The following is a 16,544-nucleotide window of genomic DNA, read 5'->3' on the forward strand; positions in this document are numbered from 1 at the left end:
CGGACGCGGCTGGAGCTGCGGCTCCTGAACCGCCGCCACGGAGCTGGCGGGCCTTCCGTCAGGAGGCTGCCGACGAAAACCGCACACAGGTCCCGAGTTCGCGCTCATGCGCTCCTGCCCTCTCCAGCACGGCGGAACGAGACATGGGCGAACTCGGCGCCCTCCGGGAACTGTTCACCACCGGCTGCCAACTCCCACCCGTAGTCATCCCGCCGGCAGTGGCCCGGAACAGCGCTGCACAGACGCCCTCAGCGATCCAACGCCGAATCGCTGCGCTTGAGCAGTTCGCGCAGTACGGCAACGCTCGCTTCGGTGCTCTCCCTGTCGCCGTCCACCAGGTGCCGGAGGAACAGACCGTCCAACGCGGCGACCACGAGACGTACCAACGCGCCGTCCTCGTCCGAGACTTTCAGCCGGGAAAGCTGCTCGCCCGTCGAACGCTGAACGTCCTCGTACATCTTGTGGATCGGCTCTACCAACTCGGGGCGGCGGAGCGACTCAAGCACCAACTCGTATTGGAATACGAGGAGCTCACGCTCTCTGGAGATGAACTCGGAGAGAGGTGAGGCGAACTGGTCGAGCGTCTGGTCTTCGGCGAAGACGCCGCGCTCGGCCTCGGCGATCGTCGATTGGAGAGCCTCAAGGATGAATGCGTCACGTGAACCGAAGTAGTGGGTCACCAATGCGTGCGTGACCCCTGCTTCCTCGGCGACAGACCGGTAGGTGAGTCCGCGCAAACCCTTCTTCGCCACGACCGAGATCGCAGCGTCGAGCAGCGCTTGTCGGCCCGGGCTCGGGGTCGCGTTGTTGCCGCTCATGCCGTCAGCTGTCACGGACGTCACTGTAGTGGCCAGCGCGTATCGTCGGGAAATGATCACGCGGTGTGCGATCCGATCCGCCGTGACCCGCGGGTGAACCCTGTTCGCGGGCGCTCCCGCCCCGCGCCGGCTGACGGTCCCCCGAGCCGGCCAGAGTCTTCCGCCGTTCGACAGTGGCGTCCTCGTCCACCGTCCAGGTCGACGAGTCGAAGACAACGCCGTAGATTCCGTCGGCTGCCTCGGCTGAGACATATCCGTTTCGGACATCCGAGACGACGGACAGCGGGCTACGGTCAAGTGGACTGCCGTAGCCGCCGCCACCTGCCGCAGACACGATCATCCGGTCTCCGGACGACACGTCCACGGGCGCCTTCTTACCCAACCGAAGCTCGCGCTCGGTCTCCGGGAACAGAGTGATCGAGTTGTTGTACGGAGCATCGGCACCCCCGTTGAGACCAGGTACCGGCGAGTCAGGATTGGTCTTCTCGGCGACGACGTTGGCGAACCCGTCGCCCAGGAACTCCTGCTCGGTGACAACGCCAAGACCTCCGCGGAACGTGCCCGCGCCGCCTGAGTCAGTGACGAACTCCATCCGCCTGCGCAGGATGGGAATGCGGGTCTCGATCATCTCGGCCGGGATGATCTCGCAGCCGGCGATGATGTTGTGGATCACGCCGTTCATGCCGTCGTGTCCTTCGAAGCCACCCGTGCCGATGCCGCCGGTGTCACCGAATATGTGCGTGCGGTTCGTCTCCGGGTTCGTCATCCACACGTCGCACTGGACGAGGTCCCCACCACAACCGGCGGGAATCCTGCCCGGCAGAGCTTGCGCCAGCGCCAGGACGAGCATGTCTCCCATCCGGACCGAGGACCACGCGCCGATGAAGCACGGCGCAGGGCTCTCGGGATTGAACAGCGATCCCAGCGGCGCGACCACCGTCATCGGACGGTGCTCACCCGATGTCGGCGACGCGTCGGGGCAGAGCACCCGCTTGAGTGCGAGGCGGACCGTCGCGAGCGTGTAGCCCCAGGGGCAGTTGATCGGACCCTTCTGGACGCCGGCGGACCTGCTGAGGTCGACGGTGATCTCGCTCCCGGCGATGGTGACGTCCACCCCGATCTTGACCGGATCGCTCTCGACACCGTTGTTGTCGAGGTAGTCGGTGATCGAGTAGGTCCCGTCGGGTATCGCCTCGATCGCCTTGCGGGCGATCAGTTCGCTGTCGTCGAGCGACTTCGCGATCGCGGCGCGATAGGCGTCGAGGCCGTAGCGCTCGACGAGGCCGAGGATGCGCTTCGTGCCCGCGTTGACCGCGGACACCGCCGCGAGGACGTTGCCGACGGTCTCGGACGGCAGCCGCGAGTTCGCCCGGAGGATGCGCAGAATGGTGTTGTCGATCTCGCCGTCGTGCACGATCTTCACTCCGGGGAAGATGGTCCCCTCCTGGAAGAGTTCCGTCGTGTCGACCGGATACATGCCCTTCCCGCCGACGTCGCCCATGTGCGCTCGAAGCGCGCAGTAGCCGATGACCTTGCCATCGACGAAAATCGGTTCGGCCACGACGGCGTCCGGCGGCTGACCGGCCGTGAGGTACGGATGGTTGTTGAGGATGACCTCACCGGGCTTGAGCGCCTCCACACCGCCCATCTCGGCCACCGTCGCCTCAAGGCAGGTGTCCAGCGATCCGAGGAAGATCGGGATGCCCGGTGCGTCTGCGAGCAGGTTGAACTCGTCGTCCAGGATCGAGATCCCGTAGTCGTTGAACTCGTACAGGATCGCGAGCGTTGCCGCGCGCTTGAACATCGAACGCATCTCTTCGGCGGCGGCGAGCACGCCCCGGCGGATCACGGTGAGAGTGATCGGGTCCATCTGGTCGGTCATGTCAGTTCCCGGAGGTCGTGGCGTCGGTGATGACGAGGTTGGCGAAGCTGTCGACAGTCACCTGACGACCAGGCGAGACGAGCGTCGTCGTCGAGTCCTCCTCGATGAGAGCCGGCCCCACGAGGACGTTCCCGGGCCGGAGGACCCGGCGATCGAAGACGGAGAACTCCACGGCCCCGCCGCTCTCTCGGTGCACCCCGCTGCGGGTGCCCAGGAAGGCGTGCGTGGAGTCCGTCCCTTCGGGCTCGAACTCGTCGATCGACGCCTTGTCGAGCAGACCGAGGCCGCGGACCCGACACGCGACCAGCTCGACCGGTTCGGTCAGCCGGTACCCGTAGTGCGCCTCGTGCGCCTCGTGGAACGCCGATTCGAGCCATCCGATGCCCAGTTGGTCGACATCGCCGTCGATCGCGATCGTCAGAGCGTGCTCCTGGAGGTCGTACCGGAGATCCGCACTTGCGAAGAACCGCTGGCGGGACGGTTCGATCTCGTCCTCGTCGAGCTTGGTGTGCGCGTCCGTCGCGAGCTGCCCGATGGTCTTCTTGAGGAGTTCGAGCCCACCGGTGTCGAGCGGGTGGATGACGGTCTGGGAGTACGTGTGCGTGACGTCGAGCGTCAGGGCGCCACCGGCGGAGAACATGCCCGGTGACTGCGGTACGACGACACGCTTCACCCCGACACGCGATGCGAGCGCGTCTGCGGCCAAGGGACCACCGCCGCCATAGGCGACCATCGTCAGCTCTCGCGGGTCGATCCCCTTTTCGATGGTGATCTCGTCGAGCTTGTGCGCCATCTTCACCTCGGCGATCGCGACGATGCCGCTGGCCGCCTCTTCGATGCCGAGGCCGAGCGGCTCGGCGATCTTGACGCGAATCGCCTCTCTGGCAGCCGCCTCGTCCAACGGCATCCGTCCACCGAGGAACGACGCCGCGTCGAGCAGCCCCGAGACCAGGGCCGCGTCCGTGAAGGTCGGCTCGGTGCCTCCGCGGCCGTAACAGACCGGCCCGGGTTCCGCGTTGGCGCTCCGGGGTCCGACGTTCAGTGTGCCGGCGGCGTCGATGAACGCGATGCTGCCGCCGCCGGCGCCGATGGTCGCGATCTCGATCGACGGCATCAACAGGCGAGGCAGGCCGGTGATGTCCGTCATCGCCTGCAGAACCGGTTTGCCGTCCCTGATGAGTGCGGCGTCGAAGCTGGTGCCGCCGACATCGATCGTGAGCACGTCCCCGCTGCCGATCCTGTTTCCGAGATCGGCGGCTCCGGCGATACCGCTCGCCGGGCCGGAGACGAGTGTCTGGACGCAGCTGTTGCGCGCCTCCGCGACGCTCATCAGCCCTCCGTCGGACCGCGTGATGAAGAGTTCCCCGGTGAAACCGCGCTGGACCAGGTTGTCGCGGAGGTCTTCGAAGTACTTGCCGAGCTTCGGCTTGGTCGTCGCCTCGACGACCGTGGTCACCGTGCGCTCGAACTCCCGGTATTCGCAAGCCACTTCGTGCGACAACGAGTAACCCAGGCCCGGGAACTCCGACTCGATGATCGCTCCGACCCTTTTCTCGTTGTGCGCGTGTGCGTAGGAATGCAGCAGGCTCACGGCGACGAGTTCGGCGCCTTCCGCGAGCAGTTCACGAACAGCGGCAATCACGTCGGCGTCGGTGAAGTCGGTGACAACCGTCCCGTGCGCGGTCACTCGCTCCGGGATCTCACGGCGCAGGTAACGGGGCACGAGCGGCGCCGCCTGTACAGAGTGGAGCGAGTACATCGGCCACGACATGCGTCCGATCTCCAGGACGTCGCGCGAGCCCTCACTGGTGATCAGCCCCACGGTCGCACCGGAACGCTCAAGGGCGGTGTTCAGGCCCAGCGTCGTACCGTGGAAGAGGCGGGTCACCTGGCTCAACTCCACACCGGTCCGGGCGAGCGCGTCGAGCAGGCCCTCCACAGGCGCCCGCGGCGTCGTCGTCGCCTTGGCGACGGAGAGTTCACCGGTGGCGGGATTCATCACCACCGCGTCCGTGAAGGTTCCCCCGATGTCGATGCCGGCGACGATCCCCACCTGTTCGGTACTGAAATCCTCGCCCTCGGACGAGCGTTCATCGGTTTCGGATGCCACGATGTTTCGCCTCGTACTTTCCATTTGGATAGCCGGTTGCGGATGACTGAACCTCAGGGCGAGCGCCCTTGTCAAATGTAAAGTCAGAAACTGGCCTGGCTCAGGCTCGGCGCCTGAGACAGCAGCCGGCGGGTGTACTCATGAGCCGGCGAGGAGAGCAACTCCTGGGTACTCCCCTGCTCGCAGACGACTCCGTTTTTCAGAACAACCGTGCGCTCGGCGAGAGCCGAGACGACGCCGAAGTCATGGGTGATGAACAACAACGAGAGCCCGAGCTCGTCCCGGAGTTCCGCGAGCACCGCGAGCACCGCCGCTTGCACGGAGACGTCGAGTGCTGAGGTGACCTCGTCGCACAGGATCAGCTCGGGCCCTGCCGCGAGGGCGCGGGCGATGGCCGCTCGCTGCTTCTCGCCGCCCGACATCTCCGACGGGTAGAGGTCTCCGGCACGTGACGGCAGTCGCACCAGGTCCAGCAACCGGTCCACTTCCCGGTCGAGTTGTTCACCTGCCAGGCCGCGAAGCACTTTCGCGGGCCGGGCAATGGACTCCCTGATCCGGTGTCGTGGGTTCAGTGCCTCCGCGGAGTTCTGGAACACCATCTGGATCTGACGTCGCTGTTCGATCGACCTCTTCTGGACCCGCGCGGCAAGAGGCGCGCCGTGCAACAGGATCTCGCCGGCCGTCGGCGGATGCAGGCCTGCCACGGCTCTGGCGATGGTTGTCTTCCCGCTCCCCGACTCACCTACCAGCGCAAGGCACGTTCCCCGTTCGATGGCGACGTCGATGTCCTGGGCCGCGGCGAGACGGCTGCCTTCGTAGCGGACTCCGACCCCGCGGAGCTCAAGGATCTTCTCCACCGTGTCGGCCGCCGAGTGCGCGGGGGTCGGTCCCTCGGTCTTCGCGTTCGAGAACGAGACCGGCCACAGCTCGCATCGGACCTGTCTGTCGACCAGCACCGACCGCAGCTCGACGGGGTGATCCGTGCACGCCGGGCTCGCGAAGTCACATCGCCTCGCGAACGCACAACCCGCGGCACGCTCGGTCGGAGGGGGTTGGACACCACGGATCGGAAGCAGTCCGCGCGGCTCCAGGTGGTCGGGCGTGGCCATGAGCAGGCCACGCGTGTACGGGTGCTGTGGACTTCCGAGGATCGCCGCCGTCGCTCCTTCCTCGATGACACGCCCGGCGTACATCACGGCCACCCTGTCGGCGAGACCGGCCACGACCGCGAGGTCATGGGTGATGTAGACCATGGAAACGCCGCGCTCCTCCCGCAGGCGACTCAGCTCGCTGAGGATCTGGTCCTGGGTGCCGACGTCCAGGCCCGTCGTGGGCTCGTCGAGCACGATCAGGGAGGGATCGCACGCGAGAGCCATCGCGATACAGACCCGCTGCTGCTGACCGCCGGACAGTTGATGCGGGTAGCGGCGAAGGACGCCGGGTACGCCGCCCAGCCCGACAGCCTCCAAAAGCTCGCCGACCCGCTGGGGCGATGCCTTTCCCAGGTGGTGGTCGAGCAGGTCCCCGATGGCGTCCTTCACCCGGAGGGTCGGGTTCAAGGAACGTCCCGGGTTCTGCGGGACGTAGGAGATCTGCTTGCCGCGCAAGGCGTGGAGCTCACGTCCGACAGGCAGGATCTGTCCATCGATCTCAAGTGATCCCGAACGGATCTCGGCGCCTTCGCCGCAGTAGCCCAGAAGCGACAGCGCGGTCGTCGTCTTGCCCGAGCCGGACTCGCCGACGACCGCGAGGATCTCTCCGCGCCGCACGCTGAGGTCGACCTCGGAGACGATCTCGGGGCCGTCGACGATTCCGATCGTCAGGCCGCTGAGCCGGAAGGCCTTGCCACTCACATCCACTTCAGCGACCTCTCGACGAAGAACGCGTGTGGACGCACGCGTCCCCAAGCAGATTGACCGACACGGTCAGTGCGGCGATCGCGCATGCCGGCGCCAGCACGGACCAGACGTTGGTGGCCAGCACAGTGCGGTTCTCGGCGATCATCAGCGCCCAGTTGGCGGCCGGGGGTGCGGCGGCCAGGCCGAGGAAGCTCATGCTGGCGCTGAGGAAGATGGCGCCGAGCATGCGGGCACCCGCGTCGGCGACCAGACCCGGAACGATGTTCGGAAGCACCTCGCGACGGAGGATGGCAACCGTGCTTTCGCCACGAGCCAGGGCCGCCTCGACATATCCCTTGTGCGCTACCTCCAGCGCCATGGTCCGGACAACGCGGACCACCCCCGGGATCAGGACAAGGGAGATGCCGACGACCAGCACGGTCGCGCCGCGGCCGGCACCGGCCACCAGGACGAGGAGGACGAGCAACGGCGGAAAGGTCAGCAGCAGGTCCACCGAGCGGAGGATCAGCCCGTCGACGCGCTTGGTGGCCAGGGCCGTGTAGATGCCGACCGTGATCCCGACGGAGTACGTCAGCGCGAGCGCGGCCAGGGTGACGAGGATGAGCGGACTTCCGCCGTGGAGGAACCGGCTCAGGACGTCACGGCCGAGGAAGTCGGTCCCGAGGACCGTACCGCCGCCGGGCGCCGATCCCGGGATTCCGACGGGTTCGTCGATCGCGTGAGGAGCGAGGAGCGGACCGAGAAACGCACCGGTGAGAACGACGATCAGCAGCACCGCGCCCACGACACCGCGCACGGTGGTCAGCATGACCGGCCAACGAGCTTTGAGTCGACGTGTCCTCGGCGCGGCCGGGGTCGTCCGTGCGAGCGTCATGCGACCGCCGTCCGTAGCTTCGGCACGACGAGCACGACAAGCAGGTCGGCCACGATGTTGATGATCAGGAAGAGTGCCGCCAGGACCAGGACGATCGACTGGACCACCGAGGTGTCCTGCGACTGGACCGACGTCACCAGGACCTGGCCGATACCCGGGTAGGCGAAGAGAGCCTCGACCACGATCAGGCCGCTGAAGAGCAGTTGCAGACTCTGGGCGGTCGACTGGATGCCTGGCGCCACCGCCGTCCGCAGGGCATACCGACGGAGCACCCTGCCCTCCGGAAGTCCGTTCAGCCGCGCCGAGGTCACGTGCTCCGAGTGGAGCGCCTCCCTGACTCCCGCTCTGATCTGGCGCGTCGCGAACGCGCCGGAGACGGCGAGGAGCGTGACCACCGGAAGCACGAGACCGCCGAGGTGTCGCAACGGGTTGGAGTCGACGTCGAACAACGCCACGGGCTCGAACCAGCCGAGAGTCGTGAAGAAGACGAAGACGAGGACCGTCCCGAGCACGAACTCAGGCAGGGAACCGAGGAAGAGAGTGCCGTACGAGATGGCGTTGTCGACGGCTCGGCCCTCGTACATCGCGGCGAAGGTGCCCAGGAAGATGGTGAGGGGAACCAGGAGGACGGCGATGACGAACCACAGGATCATCGTGTTCCGGAACGGTGCTGTGACCAGGTGTCGTACCGACGGATCCTTCGCCCCCTGGGCAACCGCGTGGGTGGACTTCCCGAGGTCACCGTGCAGGGCATCGCCCACCCAGTGCCCGTAACGGACAGCGATGTTGTGATCCAGCCCCAGTTCCGAACGGAGTTCTGCCAGCCGGGCCGGTGTCGCGTCCTTGCCGAGCGCCGTCTGGGCCGCGTCACCCGGTAGGGCGTTCGTGGCCAGGAAGATGAGAACCGAGAGCAGTGCCAACGTCAGGAGCCCCTGAGCGACTCGACGCACGACAAACGTTGCCAGGCCCCACGGGCCTCCGTGCCGGGCATGTACCCCGAGTGCGTCCGCCGGCTCAGGCTCCGGCCGGACGGACTCAGTTGGCGGCGAACCAGCCATCACGCAACCGTCCATTGTTCACGAACCCGACCGGTCCCTCACGAAGACCCCGCAGCTTGTCGCCGGCGAGGTTCACGACTGACGCGTTGGCGTATCCGAGGAGTCCGCCTTCGTCGAACTGCTGCTTCTGGATCGCGGCCCAGCGCTCCTGCGCACGCGCCGAATCGGTTTCGGCGCACGCCCGGCGGAGGTTGCTGAGAATGCCGGCGCCGCCCGACTGGAGACCCCACCCGGAGTCGTTCTGGCCACCAGGGGTGAGGAACGATCGGTATGAACCTTCGAGTGATGCGGCAGGCGAGTAGAAGGTCGTGCGGAACGGGGCGCTCAGATAGCCACCCGCCGGAGTGAAGTACGTCTCCGGTGCCACCACATCGACCTTGACGGTGATTCCGGCGCGCTTCGCCTGCTGAGCGAACAGGGTTGCCGCCTGGGTGAACCCGTCGGCGACTCCGGACGTCTGCAACGTGACCCGCAGATCCGAGTGCCCTGCCTGCTTGAGCAGCGACTTGGCCTGGTCTATGTCCTGCACCCGCTTCAGGTCCGTGGCGTAGTACTTCACGCCGGCGCCGAGCAGATCGTTGCCCGGCGTGCCGAACCCGCCGAGCGCGCCGTCGATCAGTGCCTGCCGGTCAGCGACCATCCGGAGCGCCTGTCTGACACGCACGTCGGCAAGCGCCCCCTTGTCCACGCGCATGGGGAAGTTCCAGAGCGTCGAAGTCTCGGCTCCGAAGACATGCACCTTCCCAGCCGCCATCTGCTGACGGGCAATCAGATAGCTTGCCTGCGGAACGAGATCGACCGCACCCGAGAGGAGCGCGTTCACCCGGGCGTTCTCGTCCGAGAAGCTCGAATTGATCTCGACCGACGCGAAATGCGGACCGTTTTTCTGCCAGTAGTCCTTGTTGGCCACGAACTCACTGCGCGACCCCGGCTGGAAAGAGCTGTACTTGAAGGGTCCGGTCCCGATCGGCTTCGCTTGAAGGCTCTTCGTCGTGGCACCGGCCTGTACGACTCCGGTCAGGACCGGCAGCGCGAGCAGCGCCGGCAGATCCGCCGTCGGGGCCTTCATCGGAACCTGGACGGTGAGCGCGCCCGTCCTGCGCAGGTGTGCCACGTCGATGCCCGCGACTGCCGCCAGCAGCGGGCTCGTCGGGTCTGCCCACCGCCGGATCGAGTAGATGACGTCGGCGGCGTCGAGAGTGCGGCCGTCGTGCCACACAACACCGTCACGAAGGTGAAGCGTCCAGACCGATCCGTCCGCGTTGCGCTCAGCGCTCGTCGCGAGCGCGGGTACGACCTCGCCCGCCGAGCTGCCGATGGTGAAAAGGCCGTCGTACAACTGCAGTGCCCGCAGTGAGTCTTGGATCGAGAGACCGTAGAGCGGGTCGAGAGTCTCGCTCGCCCCACCGGTGATGGTTCCGACCCGCAGGGTTCCGCCACTGACCGGCGTCCCGCCCTGGAGGGCAGTGGTCAGTGTCTTGCCGGTTCCGCCTTTCCCGGCGGACGAATCAGAGGCGCACGCTGTGAGCAGGCCACTCACACCGACTGCACCTGCACTGATGGCACCCCACCGAAGGAGGTCCCTCCGGCTCGGTGCGGGCCGTCCCGCATCGCTAGTACCGCCGTTGTTCGTCATGGGCGCAGTCCTCGGCTATCAGTTGGGGCTCTTCTGTTGCATGTGCGGGTAGGTACCGGCCCTGGGCGGGGCCTGGTCGAGATGAAGGTGCTCACCGACGCTTGCGCTCTTGACTGAAGAGAGAAGCCGCCGCGTGAGGGTGCCGCCCGCTCTACGTACGGGCTCGGGTGGGTCCCGTGCGGGCAGAAGGCGAGGGGCTGCCTCATCCGCCGGGCCGGTGTGTCGGTTCCTGGCCGTGGAAGGACACTCGCACGCCCTCCGCGCTTCCTCACGGTGACATCAATGCCGTGAGCAGGAGGAACGACGCACTCAAGGCCAAGACATCGAAAGAGGTGTTGGGGCACTGACCGGCACGGTGACGCAGAAGATCGAGTTGGTCGACGGCTCAGCGCAGGAGGCGCAGTTCGACGACGAGATGCAGGTCGTCAGCCACGCTCGGCCCCACTGGGGTGGGACGCCGCGGCGGGCGTTCCACTGCATGAAGTGCGGTAGGTAACGGTAAGCAAGACGACAGGCGGGGCGGCCGCCGGTGGCGGGCTCTGGGACTACGGGCGTTACTGGAAGGCGGCACCCCACGTATCGGCTGCCCGACGTGTGAGGCACTGGTCGCGGCGGTGCCATTGACGCGAAACGACATCCACCACACCCACTCCCTCGACGACACGAGCGCACGGCCGGCGGTGGCGTGTTCCAAGGCCTCGCTCACCGAGCCGAGCGCGTCATCGTCTCCCGGGTCCGGAACGACAACGTGCAGGTCGTCGACCCGATGGCGAGTGCACGACGGATCGTGATCGATGAAGTCTCCTACCGCGAGGGCCACCGCCACCTCACCCTCGGCCCGGACAGGTCCCAGCAGCTCACGCATGTGTCGACCGACGTCGCCGAGCCGTCCCACGTGGTCTTCTGGGCCACCGCCACACTTGCCGGGGCCCGCCACCAGGTGTGGAACCCCGCCCGCCGAACCCCCGCGGACAGCGCCCTCGTCGAGAGTGCGAACACCAGCATCCGGTTGATCACCGGGATGGCCTTCGACTTCAGGCACCACGACAACCTGATCGCACTCGTCCTGCTGCCCCTTGGCGGTCAACGGCCAGCCCTCCTCGGACGCTCATGCAAGCCATACATCAGGCGGGAGGCCATTGGTTATGGATTGCTTTGAGATGCTATGAGAGTAAACGTCACGGATGGCCTTGTCAATCGTAAAGTCCATTGAAATTCGAACCGACCTTCAATGCATTTCACACTCACGAAAAGGGCCTGCAATGCCCGCGAAATAAGGAAATCCGGAGCCGGACAGCCGTTGGGGCGAAGAAGCGACACACGCCGCCTGGTCGTCACCAACCAGGAGTACCGTGCCGGCACTGAGGCCGATATCCGGCGATTGAGGTGCCACGACGAATTGGTGCCCCGGTCGATGACTGGACCCTTCCCTCACCCAGAGCCAACGACCCCGTCGCGAGTTGCCCCCCGTGGCGGAAAGCCGATCCGGCCGCCCTGGACAGCAGTGGCGGCGAGTTCCTCGTTCAGCCCCGGGACGGACACGATGTGGCGCCGTCCGAGAGCACGGGGCATCCGCCATTCCTGCAAGTGGACTCGTCTGACACCCCGAATCGGGCAACATGGTCTGCTGTCCACGTCGCGTGTCCAGCTCGCGCCGACCAGAAGGCGGGCACTTACCCGCACCCCGCTCTCGGGGGCAGCCGGCCAAGCCGTAGGCCCGTAGTGGCGGTGCGGCCACGCCGGCCGACATCGCGGTGTTCCCGCCGCCAGTCACGGGCCGGTCACCGCGCCCAGCGGGCGCCGAGGCCGAGCGCCAGCGCGTTGCGGTAGACGATGTTCGCCGCGGTCGCGTCTTCGATCGCGTTACCGGTCGATTTGAAGACGGTCAGCTCCTCGGGTCCGCAGCGGCCTCCCGGGGTCGGGTCGGACATGACCTCACCCAGTTCGGTGACCTCCTTCGGGTCTACGCCGACCAGCTCATGGGCACCGGAAGGCGGCGGCAGCAGGGCACGGGCCCGGGACTCGACGAAGATGCGCGCGTCGCGGATCGTGGCGGCGTCGACCTCGGGTCCCGCCCCGAACCCGATCGAGTTGACGTGAACCGGCCCGGTCAACCAGGAACGATCAATGATCGGTCGGTCGGTGCTCGTGCACAGGCAGATGACATCTGCCCCTCGGACCGCAGCCTCCCGCGAGAGAACCACCCGGGCGCCGGCGTGCTCCGCGGCGAGCCGATCCGCCGCCTGCGGGTGTTGGTCGACCACTCGAATCTCTTCGTAGTCATACATCTCGGTAAGGGCGGCGAGATGCGAGTGCGCCTGCACACCCGCACCGACGATGGTCAGTACGCGTGCCCCCGCCGGCCTCAGACGGTCGGTCGCCATCGCTGTGGTAGCCGCGGTCCGGCGAGCGGTCAGCGCGCCGGCCCCTATCACCGCGATGGGGGTTCCGGTCGACCGGTCGAAGAGCACGACCAACCCGTCGTGGGAGGGCAGTCCGAGGTTGTGGTTGCCCGGGAAGACCGTGATCGCCTTCACCGCCAGCGCCCCGCTTGTGGCGGCAGGCAGCGCTTCCAGGTCACCCGCGTCCGTTTCGGCAATAGCGGGCGCCGGCGCGTGCGCGCGACCAGAACTCAGATCAATGAAGGCAACGCGAAGCTCAGTGATGAGTTCGGGATAGGCCAGTGAGCGCTTGACGTCGGCGTCACCGAGAAGCAGCACTCCGCGGTCGCCGTCAGTGCTACGAACGGTCGAATCCATTGGCTGAAACTAGGGCGCCCCCATGCCCTTGTCAAGTGTAAAGTCGCGGGCATCCGGTGCCCGCGTCGGTGCAAAAGTCGCCAGGCGCGAGCCAACGAACCCGTATCCGAAGTGCGGGCGCGGCTTCACGGAGAGGTTCACGGGGACGCCTCGTCGTCGGCGTCCAGGAGTTCTGCGGCAACATGCGATCTCCAGCCACCGGGCGGCACCCGCTGACTGCGCCAAGCCGTTCAACGCGGCGGTGGCCGGTGACCTGGAGACCACGCTCCCGCTCTGCCGCGCGCTGCACCCACTGGTGCGCTGGGACTCTCGGACTGAATTCGTCCAGAGCGTCAAACTGTCGATGGACCGGTGGTGCGGCGCCCGAAGGTGTCGTACACCGCCTTAACGGTGGTGTCGGCGTGGGTGGCAGTGATCAGCCGGTCCGCGCTGTCGTAGATGTAGTCGGTCCGGTCGGTGGTGGTTGCGGCGGCGGTGTCGCAGGGTGCGTCGGACGCGGTGGCCGTCAGGCCGGGACGGTTGCTGCGGCTGTCGCCGAAGGCGTACACACGGGTCGAGCACGTCGAACCGGTGTCGGTCCGTGCGGACGTCAGAGGTGGCCCTCGTTGTCGTAGCCGTACTGACCGACGACCGTGCCGCCGTCGGTCTGCGCGTGCCCGGCCAGTTGGCCGGAGACGGTGTAGTCGCCGGTGCCGGCGAGGATCTTGGCGTGGTTCGCGTCGGTGTACTCGCGGGCGGTCTCACGGCCGCTGGAGTCGTAGTCGATCGCGAGTGCGGGGCCGCCCGGCAGGGTCTCCTTGACGATTTGTCCGTCTCCGTCGTACGTGGCGCCGAACCTGCCCGCGACCGAGTCGGTGACCGAGGTCGGCAGCCCGCGAGGATCGGCGGTGGTGTCGTAGGCGTACGTCGTGGTGGACGGGGCCGAGTCGGAGATCTGGAGCGCCCGGTTCAGGTTGACGTAGGTGGTCTTCGTCGTGTTGCCGGCTCCGTCGTCGTAGGAGATCTCGCGGCCGAGGCGGTCGATCGTCGAGGTGATCGTCTTGCCTCCGGAGGTGACCTCGGTCTCCAGTCCCGAGTCGTTGTACGACATCGTGGTGGCGGGCAGGGCGCCCGCGCCGCCGGTCACGGTCGTCGAGAGGGGACGGCCGGCGATGTCGCAGGCGGACACGGTGGCGCGGGTGACGCCGTTCGCCGTCGCCGCGACCGTGGCGGCCTGGCCCCAGCGCCCGTAGGTGAACGCCTTCGTCACCAACTGGGCAGGATTGTCACCACCGTTGGTGATCGCGCCGCCCGGCGTGATCGTGCAGACTTGCGCCATTTGAGACTTACCCTCGCAGGTCGGCGCGCCATGCGCCCGCATGTTGTTCTTCTGCGAGCCCTTGGCGCAGTTCACCGGGATCGGTGATTCGACACCAACGAGCTGTTCGGGAGGCCCTGCTCGTATGCGCCGAGCACCTCGCGACCACCCAATCGGGACTCCCGTTCGGTCGACAAACCCCAAGATCGGCACGACAACGGCTACTGACCTTGAGTCTTTTCCACCCTCGCTCCGAGGTGGACAGAGTGAAGACGGCCTGGACAAGCTCGGTGATCCGGGTGGTCGAGCACCACAGTTCTCGAAGAAGCCGCCATGCCTTGCGGGTGGCGCCGGCCGGCTCGACGAGTGCCGGATCTTCCCCCGTCGCCGACACCGAGGCGCAGGCTACAGAACCCGCCAAAACGGCACAGTCTCGAAAGTTCGAGTCATACGAAACTCGAACTTGCAAGTCTTACGCTACCGGACATCCCCTGAACGGTCAGCTGGAGCAAATCAGGTGGCACGGTAAGAGGTTTGTGAGCGTGACGGATGTGAAGCCGCTGATCTGCCGCGATGCCAGAGGTGAGCTGTTCTCCACCATTGAGCCCGGCAAGGGTGAGCCCGGCCTGTGGAACGTCGAAGGTCCGCGGTGAGGTCACCGCGACGATGGTCTACGACGGGCAGCCGATATTCGACCATTTCAAGCGCGTCGACGACACGACCCTGATGGGGATCATGAATGGCAAGGAGTTCCCCGAAGACGGGCCCTTCTTCTGCTTCATCCTTGAGTACGCAGCCTGAGCTTGCCTCCGAAGCTCCCCCCTCCACGCGCATGAAGGCATAGGTGAACATCGGGCGAGCTGCGGCTACGCCTACCCCGTCGCTCGGCCCACTGCGGGCCGAGCGACGGCATGCTTCGTGTCGTGTTCCTACCTATGAAGGGCGTGCTCGACCGCTGTCGCCTCGGCCTCGTGGCCCTGCGCGTTCGCGTGGACGGGGAATGCGGGGTGTACGGGAACCAGGTCCTCTACCCAGCGTTCCGCGGCGGGTGCGCACATGTCGTGTCCGATGGTGGGGGTGTAGGTGTCCACGTAGGTGGCACCGGCTCGGCGGGCCTGGGTGGCCAGCATGGAGTTGAGGGTGAGCTCGCGGTCGCGCATCCAGGTGAAGTCGCCGGCGGCGAACGGCGCGGTCGCGCTCGTGCAGGAGCTTCCGTCGTCGGGGAAGAGGTCCACATAGCCCACGACGAGTACGCGGGCATGCGGGGCACGCTTCTTGATCCCGCGCAGCACCCGGGCGACCTTGGGCGCCGTCTGCTGGATCACCGCCTTGATCTGGTCGGTGCCTCCCGAGTTGTAGTGGGCCTTGCAGGGTGCTCCCGTCGGATCGGTGGCCCCGAGTGACGCGCACGTCCCGATGATCGAGGTGAAGTCGATGTCATTGCCCCCGATGGTCAGGGTGACGAGCTTCGTCGAACGGTTGAGCGCGTCGAACTGGGGTGGCGCGGTGCCCTGAGGCGCCGTCATGTTCGCGGTCGTCGCGCTGGAGCAGCTGACATCGGTCAGTTTGTCGTCGAGCGCGGTGGCCACGAGCGACGGGTAGTTGTGGTTCGACCGAAGGCAGTTGGCGTCGACCTGGTCGGGGATCAGCGGCCCGGAGGCCGAGGAGTCCCCGAGTGCGACGTACGGCACGCCCTGTGTCCTGGTGTGCAGGGGGGAGGCGCTTCCCGCCGTGGCCGTTGCGACAACACAGGCCAGGGCCAGGAGGCCGCCTGCGGCAGCTCGGCGGCCCACCCTGCCCCTTCGCTGTGTCTGTTCTCTTTGCATCTTTCGCCCTTCGCCTTTCGTTTTCCGCACGGTGACGGCGGCCCGACGGTGCTGCGCGATGCGGTGCAGTGCGGTGCGGATCCGCTGGGCAGCGACGACGGGCCGGTTGTTTCGCAGACAAGAGGGCAGCGACAGGGAGAAAGTTCGAAGCCTGCCCTGTGTCGATGATCACAAGGCGGAGTCGGTGCTCAGAGACCGATGAGAGTGACCTTGCCGATCCCGGCGCCTGACTCCAAGACACGGTGGTGCGTCGCCTGACCGGAAGCCTCCTTCCATTGTCGTTTCATGGCTTCGCGACCGGGCCTCCGGCCTTTGCGTCTGGCCTGGCCTCCCCCGCGGTGGAGAGCGCCGCCGGCTCCAGTTCGCGGGCAGCGGCGGTGTTGTTGTTGTGAAGAAGGGGATGTGGCCACCTTTTCCCGCCTCAT

The 16,544-nt window shown here is 66.7% G+C and carries 14 protein-coding genes and 1 pseudogene; 4 read left to right on the forward strand and 11 right to left on the reverse strand.

Annotated features, from left to right (window positions below):
• Positions 1–248 precede the first annotated feature (248 nt).
• The 7 genes from OC490_RS22480 to OC490_RS22510 all read right to left on the reverse strand — a co-directional run bounded on the left by OC490_RS22480 (position 249) and on the right by OC490_RS22510 (position 10,141).
• Complete coding sequence (locus OC490_RS22480) at positions 249–833, reverse strand: TetR/AcrR family transcriptional regulator (protein ID WP_262059772.1); 585 nt, start codon at positions 831–833, stop codon at positions 249–251.
• Positions 823–2,700, reverse strand: a complete 1,878-nt coding sequence (locus OC490_RS22485; RefSeq protein WP_315986692.1) for a hydantoinase B/oxoprolinase family protein — start codon at positions 2,698–2,700, stop codon at positions 823–825. Before OC490_RS22485 ends, OC490_RS22480 begins: the two co-directional genes overlap by 11 nt.
• Before the next feature lies 1 nt (position 2,701).
• Complete coding sequence (locus OC490_RS22490) at positions 2,702–4,885, reverse strand: hydantoinase/oxoprolinase family protein (RefSeq protein WP_262059773.1); 2,184 nt, start codon at positions 4,883–4,885, stop codon at positions 2,702–2,704.
• Positions 4,886–4,893: 8 nt separating this feature from the next.
• The gene (locus tag OC490_RS22495; RefSeq protein ID WP_262059774.1) at positions 4,894–6,669 is read right to left on the reverse strand and encodes an ABC transporter ATP-binding protein; all 1,776 of its coding nucleotides are present in this window, start codon (positions 6,667–6,669) and stop codon (positions 4,894–4,896) included.
• Between the two features lies 1 nt (position 6,670).
• Positions 6,671–7,477 (reverse strand): ABC transporter permease, encoded by an 807-nt coding sequence (locus OC490_RS22500; protein ID WP_262059775.1) that lies wholly within the window; start codon positions 7,475–7,477, stop codon positions 6,671–6,673.
• A 62-nt stretch (positions 7,478–7,539) separates the two neighbouring features.
• A complete protein-coding gene (locus OC490_RS22505; RefSeq protein WP_315986693.1) occupies positions 7,540–8,616 on the reverse strand; it encodes an ABC transporter permease in 1,077 nt (358 codons plus the stop codon).
• A complete protein-coding gene (locus OC490_RS22510) occupies positions 8,579–10,141 on the reverse strand; it encodes an ABC transporter substrate-binding protein (protein ID WP_262059777.1) in 1,563 nt (520 codons plus the stop codon). Before OC490_RS22510 ends, OC490_RS22505 begins: the two co-directional genes overlap by 38 nt.
• 781 nt (positions 10,142–10,922) lie before the next feature.
• Between OC490_RS22510 and OC490_RS22515 the strand changes: the two genes are divergently transcribed.
• Complete coding sequence (locus OC490_RS22515; RefSeq protein ID WP_262059778.1) at positions 10,923–11,396, forward strand: hypothetical protein; 474 nt, start codon at positions 10,923–10,925, stop codon at positions 11,394–11,396.
• Positions 11,397–12,018: 622 nt separating this feature from the next.
• Here OC490_RS22515 and OC490_RS22520 read toward each other — a convergent pair.
• Entirely contained in the window at positions 12,019–12,996 is a 978-nt protein-coding gene (locus OC490_RS22520; RefSeq protein WP_262059779.1) for an ornithine cyclodeaminase family protein, read from the reverse strand.
• Positions 12,997–13,198: 202 nt separating this feature from the next.
• On the opposite strand from OC490_RS22520, the pseudogene OC490_RS22525 reads away from it, so the two are divergent.
• Positions 13,199–13,345, forward strand: a pseudogene (locus OC490_RS22525) (dihydrodipicolinate synthase family protein); the annotation flags it as partial.
• Here OC490_RS22525 and OC490_RS22530 read toward each other — a convergent pair.
• Positions 13,329–13,544 carry a hypothetical protein gene (locus OC490_RS22530; protein WP_262059830.1) on the reverse strand — a complete coding sequence of 72 codons (216 nt, stop codon included), beginning with the start codon at positions 13,542–13,544 and terminating at the stop codon, positions 13,329–13,331. The pseudogene OC490_RS22525 and the gene OC490_RS22530 sit on opposite strands and share 17 nt — an antisense overlap.
• A gap of 41 nt (positions 13,545–13,585) precedes the next feature.
• Positions 13,586–14,314, reverse strand: a complete 729-nt coding sequence (locus OC490_RS22535; RefSeq protein ID WP_262059780.1) for a hypothetical protein — start codon at positions 14,312–14,314, stop codon at positions 13,586–13,588.
• Between the two features lie 323 nt (positions 14,315–14,637).
• Here OC490_RS22535 and OC490_RS49565 point away from each other — a divergent pair, with 323 nt between their 5' ends.
• Positions 14,638–14,946: a GXWXG domain-containing protein gene (locus OC490_RS49565; RefSeq protein ID WP_410098847.1), complete on the forward strand. Its 309-nt coding sequence runs from the start codon at positions 14,638–14,640 to the stop codon at positions 14,944–14,946.
• Positions 14,909–15,094: a DUF4334 domain-containing protein gene (locus OC490_RS49570; RefSeq protein WP_410098836.1), complete on the forward strand. Its 186-nt coding sequence runs from the start codon at positions 14,909–14,911 to the stop codon at positions 15,092–15,094. The genes OC490_RS49565 and OC490_RS49570 overlap by 38 nt, the downstream gene beginning before the upstream one ends.
• A 128-nt stretch (positions 15,095–15,222) precedes the next feature.
• Here OC490_RS49570 and OC490_RS22550 read toward each other — a convergent pair whose 3' ends face one another.
• Positions 15,223–15,984 (reverse strand): SGNH/GDSL hydrolase family protein, encoded by a 762-nt coding sequence (locus OC490_RS22550; RefSeq protein ID WP_262059781.1) that lies wholly within the window; start codon positions 15,982–15,984, stop codon positions 15,223–15,225.
• Positions 15,985–16,544 lie beyond the last annotated feature (560 nt).

The sequence above is a fragment of the Streptomyces sp. STR69 genome (assembly GCF_024519455.1).
In the GTDB taxonomy this organism is placed as follows: domain Bacteria; phylum Actinomycetota; class Actinomycetes; order Streptomycetales; family Streptomycetaceae; genus Streptomyces.